The organism is Alteromonas confluentis (assembly GCF_001757105.1).
Lineage (GTDB): Bacteria > Pseudomonadota > Gammaproteobacteria > Enterobacterales > Alteromonadaceae > Alteromonas > Alteromonas confluentis.
The window spans coordinates 96,559-110,109 of the sequence record NZ_MDHN01000037.1 but is presented as its reverse complement, the minus strand read 5'-3'; the positions used below and the strand labels follow the sequence as shown (position 1 = coordinate 110,109).

Genomic DNA, 13,551 nt, shown 5'->3' with positions numbered 1-13,551 from the left:
GATAAAAAGGACACAACCATGACAGAACGTTATCTGATCCCAAGTGTTGTACATGCATGTGAAGTTTTCCGTCTGCTCGCCAGTCGCGATCGCGGAATGACCATGCAAGAGCTGGAAGCTTCACTTAATTTACCTCGCACCACAGTCTTCCGTCTGCTGCGAACTCTGGTATCCGAAGAAATGCTGGAGAAGCGCGGAAAGGTGTATTTCAGCGGTGCCAACCTGATGCAACTGGGCCTGCAAATCATCCATTCCGATCGCATGCAGCAAATGGCCATTCCTCATATTCAGCGATTGGCGCTGCGTACCGGACACACCGCACACCTGGCGGTGCCCAATCACGGCAAGGCGCTAATTGTAGAAGTGTTCGACAGCCCGAATCCGCTGATGGTATCGAAACGCCCCGGTGTAGAAGCGCAAATGCATTGCTCATCCACCGGCAAAGTGTTCCTGGCGTTCTTGTATTACGACAACCTGGAATTGTTATTGTCGGAACACCCCATGGAGAAGCATACGCCGTTTACCATCACCAACATGCAGGATCTCAAAAAAGAGCTAAACCGGGTGCGTGCCCTGGGGTATGCGGTTGATGAACGTGAGTACAATGAGAATGTACGTTGCGTGGCGGTGCCAGTGAGAAACAGCTTGGGAACCGTGGTCGCCTCAGTAGGCATTACTGCGCCAGCGGCAGTGTTCCCGAAAAGCGCGGTGCCGAAAGTGGCCGAAATGGTTAAAGAAGCGGCACGCGGCATCTATAAAGATGCCTATCAGCTTGACCGTGTTAGCAGTTCCTAGCAGGCCATAGAGAAACCCATGTCGCAATCAGCAGTATTATCGAATAGCCGTTCCCGTCGCTGTATCCTGGCCGGAGAAGTGATGATTGAGCTCTCTGAGGCGGACAAAGATCACTTCCGTCAGGGCGTGGCTGGCGACGTTTATAATACAGCGGTGTATTTAAAGCGCTGTTTGCCGGAAGGTGAAATAAGCCTGCTTACCGCCCTTGGCTGCGATACCCTAAGCGAGCACATGAAGTCGGTGATTCAGCATGAACACGTTGATACATCGATGATTTTATCTCACCCCAATAAGCAGCCCGGCTTATATGCCATTCATACCGACGATGACGGTGAACGTAGCTTTCAGTATTGGCGAAACGACTCTGCGGCTAAGCAATGGGTGAATCTTTGGTTGCATGAAAACAGCCTCCTGCCCGCAGTCGACCTTATCTATCTCAGCGGCATTACGCTGGCCGTGCTGGATAACAATCAGCGGGAGCAGCTACTTTATATGCTGTGTGAAGCCAGGGAAGCGGGTGCTCAGGTTGCCTTTGACCCCAATTATCGCCCCGCGCTGTGGCAGTCTGCAGACGAGGCTGCTTTGTGGACAGAGCGCGCTTACCAGCTAACAGATATTGCGTTTCCCGGCATTGAAGAGCACAAGCTTTTGTTTGGTCATCAAGACGGTTTTGATGCCATGGACGCATTGGCCAGCATGGGGGTGAGTGAAATAGTCTGTAAGAATGGCACAGACCATATTCAAATTCTGCATAACGAAACGATGGTAAGCGTGGAAGTAACGCCTGTCGAAAAGGTTATCGATACCACATCAGCCGGCGACGGCTTTACCGGTGGTTATCTTGCCGCCCGACTGCAAGGTAAACCAGTGCGAGCTGCTGCCGAGCAGGCCGCGAAGGTAGCAGGTATTGTCATTCAACATGCCGGCGCCATTGTGCCTCAAGCCCTGTTTCATCAGGCTTACAACTAGTCTTTTTCATCCTGCGAAAACGCCTTCCATATTGTTAATTATTTAAAAAAGTGATCCTTTTCTGTAAAGCATGCGCTTTTTTGTACAAACGCCTTGCTTGGTGGTTTAATAGGCGCATGTAATCCCAACCTGATATTAAGAATGCGTGCAGTACTGTGGTCCTGGTTTGCCGTGATGTTTTTGTGGTCTGTGAATTTGTCGCCTGCGTTGGCGCAATCCACGCTGCAACTCATCAATGAAGAAGTCGAAACCAAATTAACGGATAACCTTGAGTTTTATTTTGAGACGGATTCTCAACTGACCATCAGTGAAGCAATCAAACGCCGTCCAGATTTCAGGCTCTATACCGAATCGAACCCTAATTTTGGCTTTCAGTCCCGCGCGCTATGGCTGGTCACAAAAATTAATAACACCAGCAATGCCAATGACTGGGTATTCAATATCGATTTTAGCCAGCTAGATAAAGTGGACTTTTATCTGGTCGAAGGCGATGAAATCGTAAAGCAAAGTCACCAGGGAAAGCTGCAGTCAGAGCAAATCTATCGCGTTCCTACTATGCGTGTAGAACTGCCCGTTAATACCCCCATGGATCTTTATCTTCGAATTGCAAGCACCTCGTCGGCGTTAATTGTGCCGTTAAGTGCTGAAACAGAACAACATCACAGTTTTGGTACTCAACTCGACAGTTTAATGTGGGGCTTGTTTTACGGCGGCCTGATCATTCTTGCCATCTACAACTTCGTATTGTTTGTTGATGCCAAAGAATCCAGCCTGATGGCCTATGTGGGCTACATTCTGGCGGTAATGTTATGGCAGTTTGTCTGGGGTGGTCATTTACACCTGTTTGTCAGCGATGGACTGGCGCCCTGGTTCGCCTCGCACACCGAGCTAATATTCGTGATTATCGGAATGTGTTCCGGCTTTTTCACCCTGTCATTTCTGGAAACCAAAAACAACGCGCCCACAGCGCACCCCGTGATCCAGTCGTTGCTGTTACTTCAGTTCATTGTGGGGCTAACCTGCCTGGTAGACTTTCTTCCCCATATCTGGAAAAACAACCTGGTGTATGGCGTGGGCATGATTGCCATTTGCAGCTATATCTACGCCGGTTTTGAAGCTTTCTTTAACCATTTCAAGCCCGCTCGCTACTTTATCATTGCCTGGTCAATGTTGGCGGCAAGCGCCATTATCGGCATGCTGAGTTTGGTAGGGCTGCTGCCATCTAACGACTTCACGACTTACTGTTTTCAGGTTGGAGTATTCCTTGAAGCGGGCATGTTTTCCTTCGCGCTGATGGAAAAAAGTCGCAGCCAGATGGAATCCGAAGTGGATCAGGCCACCAATGACTTGCGTAACAACATGGAACTGATTGAAGAGCAGAACGCTCGGCTGGATATCGCCCGTAAAGATGCAATTAAAGCCAGTAACGTAAAATCTCAGTTCCTCGCCAACATGAGTCACGAAATTCGCACCCCGCTCAACGCCATTCTGGGGTTCAGTAAGGAATTAACACACACGGCGCTGCCTGTGGAGCAACAAGAGCAAGTTCGCATAATCAACACAGCGGCAGACAATCTGCTTGGTATCGTGAATGATGTACTCGATTTCTCGAAGATTGAGGCCGGTAAGCTGCAAATCAACAATCAGCCGTTTGCACCGAATCAGTTACTGGAAGATATGGTAACCATGATGGCCAAATCGGCCCATGCGAAGCGTATTGAATTTGTGTTTGATCTTGCGCCGTTACCGGAAAAACTCATCGGCGATGTTTTCCGCATAAAGCAAATCTTAAACAACCTGTTGAGCAACGCGTTAAAGTTCACTTCCTCCGGCACCATTACGCTTTCGGTAAACGGTAAGTCGCTACCTCATGGTATTCACGAATTGCACTTCCGGGTTGAAGATACCGGAATCGGGATTAGCCGCCAGGATAAGAAAAAGCTGTTTAACGCGTTCTCGCAGATAGACGATGCACTGAATCGCAGTTATCAGGGAACCGGTTTGGGGTTAGTCATTTGCCGTGAGCTCATCAAACTGATGCGCGGTAAGCTAGACCTTACCAGTGTACCGGGTATTGGCAGTACCTTTGATATTACCTTGCGCGCTAATCAGCTTAGCCAGAAGTACACGTTAGCCCCTAACGCAGACTGGATTGGCAAACGGGTGATAGTACTCGACCCTATTCCCGACACCCGTCGGGCGTCGGCATCGTTACTCAAACATTTGGGCGCGAACGTGACCTCGGTAGAATCTGTCGCCGGCTTACGCAGCCTGGATATGCAGGCAGACTTACTGTTCGCAACAGTGCCGGTTTCGCGTATAGCATCCAGAAACGAATACATCTCTGAAGCCGTGGAGTTTCCGGCGAAGAAGCGTATTCTCTGGTACTCGGGCCCAGAGCCGTTTAATCAGTATCCCAGCCTTGCTCAGCATTTCCATGAACAGGTTCGTATGCCGGTAACGATAACGAAACTGGAAAGTCTGCTGCATCAGAAAACCGCTAAGCGTCGCAACCCGTTACAGGAAAAAACGAATTCCTTGCCGAAAGCACGTATTCTGGCCGTCGACGACATGGAAATGAACCTGAAGCTACTGCATACCTGGCTCGATCATTCCCCTGTAAGCCTGACCACCTCGATGAGCGGACAAGATGCGGTTAACCGCTGTCACAGCACAGAATACGATCTCATTTTGATGGATGTACAAATGCCTGGCATGGATGGCTTACAAGCCTCCAGACAAATCCGTAAAACGGCACTGAACATGGGCACGCCCATCATCGCGGTTACCGCTCACGCCTTTAAAGAAGAGCAAGAGCGCTTATTAGCATCAGGCATGGATGACTATCTGCCTAAGCCTATTGAAATGGGCGCATTGCTAGACCTCATCAAACGCTGGTGTCAGAACGTGGCACCTGCCGCCATGGCGTTACCCACGCTTGATTGGCAATTGGCGGTAAAGCGCACGAACCAGAACCCGGATGCTGCCCGCACCATGCTGGGCGATTTCATCATGCTGCTGCCGCCTACAACGGCCACGCTAAAACTCATGTGGGAAAGTAAGGATTACGACGGACTGAAAGCGGAAGTACACAAGCTGCATGGTGCCTGTTGTTATACCGGTGTGCCCCGGTTGCAGGAACTGGCCAACGAGCTGGAAACCGCACTTAAACTGGAACAGCATTTCCTGGTGGCAGAACACCTACCCGCGCTGTTGTCTGAATGCGATATTCTGATGACCGAAGCCCGCCGCTTTATGGAAGAAATGAGTTACTCATTTCGTAGCTGATATAAGTCGTGGCCTGGCACATTATCAGGTTTGATTCTTTCTCAGGCTTCACCCACTGTGCGCTCTTGCCGCGCTTGCTGACATTGGCGTAAGAAAGCCGCAAATTCTGTGGGCTCTCTGTCGATATCAGAAGACGAGATAAAGACGTCATAACCGAACAGTTCCCTAAGCTGAGTCATGCGGTTTGCCAACATGGCTTTGACCCCGGTAAAGGTTTGCGCGTCTGCGGCGGTGTAATGCTTGTCGTCAAACATGTTCTGATCGAAGCAGGCACCGGTTTTACAGTTATTGTCCTGATGCAGTAACAGTGGTCGCTGCTCCATCAGCAGATGGGTAGCCAGGCGCGGTGAAACCTGATTAAGAAACGCGCCATAATCTTTAATCCGAATACCTACCGCTTCCAGGTCGACATGGTCGAGTCCTTGCTGCACTCGGGGACACCCCACACGCTGTACGTTGTCCCAATCTAACAGCCAATTTCCCAGACGATGGTGATAGCGAATATCGTCTGGCGAAATTTCGATACTGAACTGAGGTTCACGCACTTTGAACCACCCTATCAGCAGCGACACAATAGACGCGCTGGTAAGAAAAATACCGGCGAGAAATAACCATTCAGGAAACACATTAAGCCAGACTGCCGACACGCAAAGACCGACACCGCCTAACACCAGGGCGGTAATACCGTTGCTTTTGGACGTCGCTCGAACAAAAATCGGATCAGAATCAGTTCCAGACATAGAAATACACCACGAAAACAATAATTGCCCACAACACGATCATACGCATACGCTGACATTTCACACAGTCGGTTTGCCACCACGAGCGGGGCTTTCGGGACTGCGAATGAGGATTACGCTCTTTCATCGTTAACCTTTTCGAGTATAACAGGATCAGTTTATCTGATTGCATGAAGAAAAACTCACAATCCTAATTAGCGAACTTATCTCTACACCTAGAGCGGTTTTTGATAAACTATTCAGGTTTGTTTCATTTATTGAGAGCGCTTAATGTCACAGTTTACTGGCAATCATATTCTTTCGGTTAATCAATTCGACCGTGACGCCATCGAGAAAGTTTTCGCTGTGGCCCATTCAATGGAACCTTACGCCCGTCGTCAAAAACGAACGACCGTGCTGGATGGCGCCATTCTGGGCAATTTATTCTTCGAACCCAGCACCCGAACACGAGTGAGTTTTGGTACCGCTTTCAACCTGTTAGGCGGTGAAGTAAGAGAAACGACCGGCATGAGTAACTCTGCTCTGGCGAAAGGGGAATCGCTGTACGATACCGCGCGGGTGTTAAGTGGGTATTCCGACATTATCGCCATGCGACATCCGCAGGCCGGTTCAGTGGCAGAATTTGCCGAAGGTAGCCGGGTACCGGTTATCAATGGCGGTGACGGCGCCAACGAGCACCCCACACAAGCGCTGCTCGACCTGTTCACCATTAAACGTGAGCTGGAATACAATGGCAAAGGCATCGATGGACTGCATATCGCCATGATTGGCGATTTACGCTACGGTCGAACCGTACACTCTTTGTCTAAGTTACTGTGTCTGTTCGACAACATTCATTTTACGCTGATTGCCCCTGCCGAGCTGGCCATGCCCGATTACATCATCGATGCCATTGAAAATGCCGGTCACAAGCTCACCATCACCGACCATATCGATGGTCGCGTTGAAGCCGATATCTGCTATCAAACCCGTATTCAGGAAGAGCGCTTCCCCTCGCAGGAAGAAGCCAATAAATACCGTGGCCGGTTCCGCCTGAATCAAACCATTTACACCAAACACTTTCAGTCAAAAACCGTGATCATGCATCCACTTCCCCGAGATTCCCGTATGGAAGCTAACGAGCTTGATAACGATTTAAATTCCAACCCGAACCTCGCTATCTTCCGTCAAACCGATAACGGTGTGTTGGTAAGAATGGCACTTTTTGCCCTGACACTGGGCGTTGAGGATTTGGTCGCAAAATATGAACGCGACGTGGTTTGGTACACAAATAAGAGCCAGTAATTACTATGACAACAAAATCAGAAGCCCTATTTGCCCGCGCCCAGAAAACCATTCCTGGCGGCGTGAACTCGCCGGTACGCGCATTTAAAGCCGTAGGTGGTACGCCACGCTTTATCACCAAAGCCGACGGCGCCTATATCTGGGATGCCGACGACAATCGTTACATTGATTACGTACAGTCATGGGGCCCGATGGTATTGGGTCACAACAATGCCAAAATTCGTGAAGCGGTAGTTACCGCTGCACAGAATGGACTGAGCTTTGGTGCGCCTACGGAAGCAGAAATCATCATGGCTGAGAAAGTCAGCCAACTGGTACCGTCTATGGAAATGGTACGCATGGTGAATTCCGGTACCGAAGCCACCATGTCAGCCATTCGTTTGGCCCGTGGTTTCACAGGCCGTAACAAACTGGTTAAGTTTGAAGGTTGCTACCATGGTCACGCCGATTCTCTGCTGGTAAAAGCCGGTTCGGGCGCGCTGACGCTTGGCGTACCCAGCTCACCTGGCGTGCCTGCTGACGTAGCACAACACACGCTAACGGTTGAATATAACAACCTGGAAAGCGTTGAGGCGATCTTCAAAGAATGCGGTGACGACATTGCCTGTATCATCGTTGAGCCGGTGGCCGGTAATATGAACTGTATTCCTCCGGTACCTGGTTTCTTAGAAGGCCTGCGTAAAATTTGTGATGACTACGGCAGCGTGCTGATTTTTGATGAAGTGATGACAGGCTTCCGCGTGGCTAAAGGTGGCGCACAGGCTCGTTACAATATCAAACCCGACCTTACCTGCTTAGGAAAAGTGATAGGTGGTGGTATGCCAGTGGGTGCCTTCGGTGGTCGTCGCGACATCATTGAACATATCGCACCTACCGGCCCGATTTATCAAGCTGGCACGTTGTCAGGTAATCCGGTTGCTATGGCTGCAGGTTTAGCCGCACTGAACCAAATTGATAACGACGCCATGTATGAAGAAATCTTTACCCAAACACAGGCGCTGGCCGATGGTTTCAAAGCGATTGCCGACAAACATGGCATTCCCATGAGCACCAATGTGGCCGGTAGCATGTTTGGCCTGTTCTTCACTGATATTGAGCGGGTGACCAACTATCAGCAGGCGATTAACTGTAATCAGGAACAGTTTAAAGTGTTCTACCACGGCATGCTGAAAGAAGGTGTGTATTTGGCACCCGCTTCCTACGAAGCAGGTTTTGTTTCCAGCATGCATACTGCAGATGTGGTAGCAAAAACTCTCGAAGCAGCTGACAAAGTGCTGGGTTCGCTGTAAAACCCGGATTGCGGTGACACCATGACGTTAAGTTGGTTACTCATAATTCTGCTTATCGCCCTTGGCGGTGTCGCCGTGTATTTGCTGCAACAGCAGCGCCAGGAAATCCGTTTTCTGAAAAATGAATTAGAAAACACGCATCCGCGCAACACGCCCATCAAAGACTCTCCCGATGAACGGGAAGCCAGCTATGCCGAGAAAGCCAATGAGGCCATGCTGCTAACCCAAACATTTCAGAAGTTTGTCCCACGCCAGTTTGTTGAGCACTTTGCAAAACATGGGCCGGCCTCAACCCTGGAATTGGGTCACGCTGATGAAGACGAAGTGGCAATCCTGTTCTGCGATATACGCGGATTCACTGGCCTTTCAGAGCGGTTAAGCCCACAGGAATTAATGAAGTTTCTGAACTCCTACTTCCTGCGCATGAACGACCCTATTCACCAGAATCGCGGCTTCATCGATAAGTTTATCGGCGATGCCATCATGGCGTTGTTCGATCATCCCGGTGGCTCGCCAAAAGATAAAGCACGGGATGCTATTCAGGCTGCCATCGACCTGCGCAAAGCTTTGATTTTATACAATTCACATCGCGACAACTGCGAATACCTGCCTATCAACATGGGCATCGGCATTCACTTTGGCCCCGTTATTATTGGTACTGTAGGTTCAGATGACCGTATGGATACCACGGTACTTGGAGACAGTGTGAATATCGCGTTTCGACTCGAGTCGCTAACGCCGAAATACAATGCCGATATCATTGTGAGTGCACAAACCCTGCAAACCATTGGCGCCGATTATCCGCTTAAGACACGCTTGCTCGATTGGGTGAGAGTGAAGGGGCGTCAGTCTGCCATTGAAGTGTATGAAGTGCTGGAACATCTTAGTGAAGCAGAGCAGAAAGCGCGTCTGTCAGTACAAACGCAAATCGCCGCCGGATTAGCCTGTCGAATTCGTCAGGAATGGGATGATGCGCTGGCCCACTTCATGAAAGCACAGCAAATTAATCCTGAAGATAAGCTTGCTCAGCATCACATTGACGTGTGCCTGCAATATCGCGGATTAACCTTACCGAAAGACTGGGACGGTGCCCTCAGCCTGAGCCAGTAAGCAACCTGCACTTACTCGAGGCTTTGTTTCGCGTGTTCGCGGATGAAGGTGACAGAAGGAGCAAAAAACGCCGCCCCATTTTCTGCACTGGTGTAATCCAACCAGCGATCATAGTCGCCATCGCCCGTGCCAAATACCTGACTGTGTAACATGGCTTTAAATGGCTGTGCGCTGGCACCGCAGCTAACGAAAAATAGCCCCTGCGTGCTCAGATCGCCGTACGGCATACCTTGTTTAATTAACCCCGGTAAATCATCGTCAGCGGACTTCACACATGCTCTGATGCAGTGCGACATGGGATTTTGCTCTTGACTGACAAGGTTATGTTCGCGAGTGAGCCCCATCACCTGCTCTTGCTGTCTCGTAGACAAACTTTCCCAGCGCCGCAAATCGTGGCGATAACGCTGAACGTGCACGTAACTTCCGGCAACAAATTCATTTTGTTCATCGTTAATCAACCCCACTTTTCGCCGCTGCATGCCTCGTGGGTTATCAGGGGCATAAATATAGCCATTGAGATCCCTGCCATCGAGATAGCGGAAGCCGCGGACTTGCTCTACCAGCTCTACATGCAGCCGCAACAACTCCATAACTTCCATGCCTACGGCATGACAGATATCGAGGCGGTCGGCACGAATTTGAATGAAAAGATCGCAGGGCGTCGCTGGCGCGGTTCTGTCTTCACACTGCATATCGGGAAACGGTGCCAGCTCGGTAGGAATAAAGCCGGGGTACACCTCTGTCCAGAAATTAGCACCAATGGCGACCATACCCGTCAGCATGGCCTCGTAGTGCTCATTTTCGTAGTAATCAAAAATATCCAAAACCCGGGCGAGTTTGCCTCTAACCGTTTCCGCATCGTCATCCACGACATTCAGCAGCAAATACTGCGCATGCAGGTTTGGTTCAGCACACACCCCTTTTTGAGGTTGACTCATTTTAATCTTCCATTCGCCCGCTGGTTATTGAATTTATGGTGTTTTCCGCCGGACCTTTAGGTATTAGTTTGGCTCAATAACCCGCAGCTTGTCCATCTTTTCGGCTTTCTGAGGCACCAAAGTAAACTTTTCGCTTATTATCCCACAGGATTGCCATAAAACATGCTGCACAGAACAGTTTAACTGTCTGCTTGATGGTTGCTCTGTTATTGTTCAATTATCCTCTCCATAGTGCACTGTGCCTGTAATATTTACCGACTTTAAAGACTTTTATGGTGTATTACAAAGCCTGCATCGATTCGACCTTTACAGTGTTTAAAGGAATAATCATCGACAAGTCGCATAGTTACCATTTGAACTATACTAAAGTTGAAAGATGGAACTAAGTTTGCAGTGTTCTTTCCGATCAATTGACTGTTTTGCTCAAATGACTCACCACTAGCCGTATCTGTGGATCACTATTAAATCCGTCCGTTAGGACATGAACCGACAGAGAGACGACGCCATGAGCACTGAATTTAGTATTGTTACTATTGTAAAGCGACGTACCCAGCAGTTGTCTAACCTGATTAGCAGTATCGAGCGCTCCACTGTTCAACCAAAAGAAATGGTGATTGTGTGGATGGCGCCCCCCAGTGATGAATCGCTGCTGAGTAGCGAGCAATTCCCTATTGTGCACCGTTTTGCAGCAAGCGAGGAGCTTCCTATTCCCAAAGCCCGTAATCGCGGCTTTGACACCTGCAAAACCGATAAATTTATTTACCTGGATGTAGACTGCATTTGTCCGGAGACCCTACTTGACGACCTGACAAAATCCCTTGGCGTTGGCAAAGTGGTCACCGCTAACGTCAGTCAGCTTGAACAGAAAGTAGATAATATTGATGAACGCTACCTGCAATCACTGGTTGCCCCGAATGTGACCGCACCTGAGAAAGTCCCGTTTATTAATTTCGATACCAACATCTTCGGCATCACCCGTATCGATTACGAGCGCGTTGGCGGCTTCGACCTCGATTACCACGGTTTTGGTATTGGTGACCTCGATTTTGCTGCGCGCTGCAGTAAAGCGGGCCTTTATCTGCTGAATACCGGCAAACAGGTGTTTAAGCAGTTCCATGCTCACTACAACCCGCCGGTTAATCACCTTTACGATATCGTTGCGAACGCTGAAGTATTCAAACAGAAATGGGGCGCTTACCCGACCTGCGATATGTTTTCCCAATTTGCTGAGTTAGGTTTGATTAACCAGGACTACGAGCAGGAAGGTATGCGCGTAATGCGTTTAGTGACAGACGAAGAGCTTGCGAAATATCTGGTAAAAGAGTCGGATGAAGACGCAACACAAGCTGTGGATTTAGCGCAAACCGCCTAGGTGTTCGCGCACAAACTAGCTGTATAGCTGTTTAATACATTTAGCAGTAAGTTAAAAAACAAAGCCCGGCTTTTCAGCCGGGCTTTTTACTGTATTAGCTTATTAGCAATTAGTTATCTTCTAACGGTGTGTCATCGGTTACTGGCACGGCATTTACGTCAGAATCCAGTGCTTCATTGGCTTTTCTCACACCGGCGGCGTAATCAGGATGTACCTTTTCCAACACTGCATACCAACGCTCTTTCACGCTATCGGAACAAGGTCCCATCGCGGCAGCATAGTTGTTGTATAAGCGTTGCTTTTGTTCGTCCGAAAACATTTCGTATAACGCGCGCGGCTGCACATAATCAATATCGGCGTCTTCCTGATAATAGCGGTCTGCGTCACCATCAATACGCAATGGTGGTTCAGGGTTTTCAACCTGCGCTACCGGACCATTATGTTGATTCGGCTCATAGTAGGCGTCTGGATTATCAAAGTCATTCGTGAAGAAGCGCATAGCGCCGTCTTTATGATAGTGATTCACCTTAGCATTTTTAGGCGCGTTCGCTGGCAACGCTTCGTAATGCGTACCCAGGCGATATCGATGGGCATCGGCATAGGAAAAGACCCTTGCCTGCAGCATTTTATCCGGGCTGAAACCAATACCAGGTACCACATTCGACGGGCTGTAAGCCGCGTTTTCAATCATTTGGAAATAGTTCTCAGGCACCGTGTGCATTTCCAACTCACCCACTTCGATTAGTGGGAAGTCTTTGTGCGGCCACACTTTGGTTAAATCAAAAGGATTGTAAGCCTGGTTGCCCGCTTCTTCTTCTGGCATTACCTGAATATAAAGCGTCCATTTTGGATACTTACCTTCTTCCACCGCATTGATCAGGTCTTCCTGATACGACTCACGGGTTTTACCAATCAACTTTTCAGATTCTTCATTGGTATAGTGCTCGTGACCCTGCTGTGTTTTAAAGTGGAACTTCACCCAAAAACGTTCGCCTTCTGCGTTCCACATGCTGAAGGTATGAGAACCATAACCATTCATGTACATGGGGTTTTTAGGAATACCGCGGTCAGACATCAAGATGGTCACCTGATGCACACACTCTGGCTGCGCCGCCCAAAAGTCGAACATGGCTTCGGGACTACGTAAATTGGTTTTAGGGTGACGCTTTTGGGTACGAATAAAATCAGGGAATTTGTAACCGTCGCGGATAAAGAATACTGGCGTATTATTCCCTACCATGTCCCAGTTTCCGTCTTCAGTATAAAACTTCAAACTGAACCCACGCACATCACGCTCGGTGTCAGCAGCACCAGACTCACCGGCCACGGTGGACCAACGGCTTAGTACTTCGGTCTTCTTACCGATCTCATTGAATACTTTTGCACAGGTATATTTGCTGATGTCGTGGGTCACGGTGAATGTGCCTTGCAGACCCCAGCCTTTGGCGTGAACCGTGCGCTCAGGAATACGCTCCCTATTTTGGTGCGCCAGCTTTTCGATAAGCTGATAGTCGGTTAAAAGTGCCGGGCCACGGGCCCCTGCTGTACGGGTTGTTTGATTCGATTCGACCGGTGCACCGGCGCTTGTAGTAAGAGTTGGTTTCTTGCTCACATTGGTCTCCAGAGTGTCACTGTTGTGGTGTTTGTGTTAGTACAACAATGAGCAGAAAAACGACCAATCGGATTTAGTGATTTATGTAGTAAGTTTTTTTGATTAGAAAGAAAAAACCCCGCGAGATGCGGGGTTATAAGTTTGGTGAGTCAGA

Annotated in this window: 10 protein-coding genes and 1 pseudogene; 7 read left to right on the top strand and 4 right to left on the bottom strand. The window is 49.1% G+C overall.

The annotated features are described in order from the left end of the window. Positions 1-18: 18 nt before the first annotated feature. From BFC18_RS15615 to BFC18_RS15605, 3 genes are all read left to right on the top strand, one after another. Complete coding sequence (locus tag BFC18_RS15615; RefSeq protein WP_070126486.1) at positions 19-795, top strand: IclR family transcriptional regulator; 777 nt, start codon at positions 19-21, stop codon at positions 793-795. Between the two features lie 18 nt (positions 796-813). Further along, the gene (locus BFC18_RS15610; RefSeq protein ID WP_070126485.1) at positions 814-1,764 is read left to right on the top strand and encodes a sugar kinase; all 951 of its coding nucleotides are present in this window, start codon (positions 814-816) and stop codon (positions 1,762-1,764) included. Between the two features lie 141 nt (positions 1,765-1,905). Next, positions 1,906-5,052 carry a hybrid sensor histidine kinase/response regulator gene (locus tag BFC18_RS15605; RefSeq protein ID WP_070126484.1) on the top strand — a complete coding sequence of 1,049 codons (3,147 nt, stop codon included), beginning with the start codon at positions 1,906-1,908 and terminating at the stop codon, positions 5,050-5,052. Between the two features lie 41 nt (positions 5,053-5,093). Here the strand turns inward: BFC18_RS15605 and BFC18_RS15600 are convergent, their stop codons facing one another. Continuing rightward, entirely contained in the window at positions 5,094-5,792 is a 699-nt protein-coding gene (locus BFC18_RS15600) for a DUF2982 domain-containing protein (RefSeq protein ID WP_070126483.1), read from the bottom strand. Positions 5,793-6,062: 270 nt separating this feature from the next. Between BFC18_RS15600 and BFC18_RS15595 the strand changes: the two genes are divergently transcribed. From BFC18_RS15595 to BFC18_RS15585, 3 genes are read left to right on the top strand one after another with little or no spacing between them, the layout of a single operon-like run. Continuing rightward, complete coding sequence (locus BFC18_RS15595; protein WP_070126482.1) at positions 6,063-7,076, top strand: aspartate carbamoyltransferase; 1,014 nt, start codon at positions 6,063-6,065, stop codon at positions 7,074-7,076. Positions 7,077-7,081: 5 nt separating this feature from the next. Next, positions 7,082-8,365 carry a glutamate-1-semialdehyde 2,1-aminomutase gene (gene hemL, locus BFC18_RS15590; RefSeq protein ID WP_070126481.1) on the top strand — a complete coding sequence of 428 codons (1,284 nt, stop codon included), beginning with the start codon at positions 7,082-7,084 and terminating at the stop codon, positions 8,363-8,365. A gap of 21 nt (positions 8,366-8,386) precedes the next feature. After that, complete coding sequence (locus tag BFC18_RS15585; protein ID WP_070126480.1) at positions 8,387-9,475, top strand: adenylate/guanylate cyclase domain-containing protein; 1,089 nt, start codon at positions 8,387-8,389, stop codon at positions 9,473-9,475. An 11-nt stretch (positions 9,476-9,486) separates the two neighbouring features. Here the strand turns inward: BFC18_RS15585 and BFC18_RS15580 are convergent, their stop codons facing one another. Together BFC18_RS15580 and BFC18_RS22185 are read right to left on the bottom strand one after the other, a co-directional pair. Continuing rightward, positions 9,487-10,413, bottom strand: a complete 927-nt coding sequence (locus BFC18_RS15580; protein ID WP_070126479.1) for a Dyp-type peroxidase — start codon at positions 10,411-10,413, stop codon at positions 9,487-9,489. A gap of 73 nt (positions 10,414-10,486) precedes the next feature. Further along, positions 10,487-10,573: pseudogene (locus BFC18_RS22185) on the bottom strand (gamma-glutamyltransferase); the annotation flags it as partial. 345 nt (positions 10,574-10,918) lie between these two features. On the opposite strand from BFC18_RS22185, the gene BFC18_RS15575 reads away from it, so the two are divergent. Beyond that, on the top strand, positions 10,919-11,785 hold the full coding sequence (locus BFC18_RS15575; RefSeq protein WP_070126478.1) for a glycosyltransferase family 2 protein: 867 nt from the start codon (positions 10,919-10,921) through the stop codon (positions 11,783-11,785). A 109-nt stretch (positions 11,786-11,894) separates the two neighbouring features. On the opposite strand, the gene BFC18_RS15570 is transcribed toward BFC18_RS15575, so the two are convergent. Further along, positions 11,895-13,397, bottom strand: a complete 1,503-nt coding sequence (locus BFC18_RS15570; RefSeq protein WP_070126477.1) for a catalase — start codon at positions 13,395-13,397, stop codon at positions 11,895-11,897. Between the last annotated feature and the right edge of the window lie 154 nt (positions 13,398-13,551).

Coding starts and splice junctions, on each gene's coding strand:
- BFC18_RS15600 (WP_070126483.1), bottom strand. CDS start 5,792: ATGTCTGGAACTGATTCTGATCCGATTTTTGTTCGAGCGACGTCCAAA.
- BFC18_RS15580 (WP_070126479.1), bottom strand. CDS start 10,413: ATGAGTCAACCTCAAAAAGGGGTGTGTGCTGAACCAAACCTGCATGCG.
- BFC18_RS15595 (WP_070126482.1), top strand. CDS start 6,063: ATGTCACAGTTTACTGGCAATCATATTCTTTCGGTTAATCAATTCGAC.
- hemL (WP_070126481.1), top strand. CDS start 7,082: ATGACAACAAAATCAGAAGCCCTATTTGCCCGCGCCCAGAAAACCATT.
- BFC18_RS15615 (WP_070126486.1), top strand. CDS start 19: ATGACAGAACGTTATCTGATCCCAAGTGTTGTACATGCATGTGAAGTT.
- BFC18_RS15610 (WP_070126485.1), top strand. CDS start 814: ATGTCGCAATCAGCAGTATTATCGAATAGCCGTTCCCGTCGCTGTATC.
- BFC18_RS15585 (WP_070126480.1), top strand. CDS start 8,387: ATGACGTTAAGTTGGTTACTCATAATTCTGCTTATCGCCCTTGGCGGT.
- BFC18_RS15575 (WP_070126478.1), top strand. CDS start 10,919: ATGAGCACTGAATTTAGTATTGTTACTATTGTAAAGCGACGTACCCAG.
- BFC18_RS15605 (WP_070126484.1), top strand. CDS start 1,906: ATGCGTGCAGTACTGTGGTCCTGGTTTGCCGTGATGTTTTTGTGGTCT.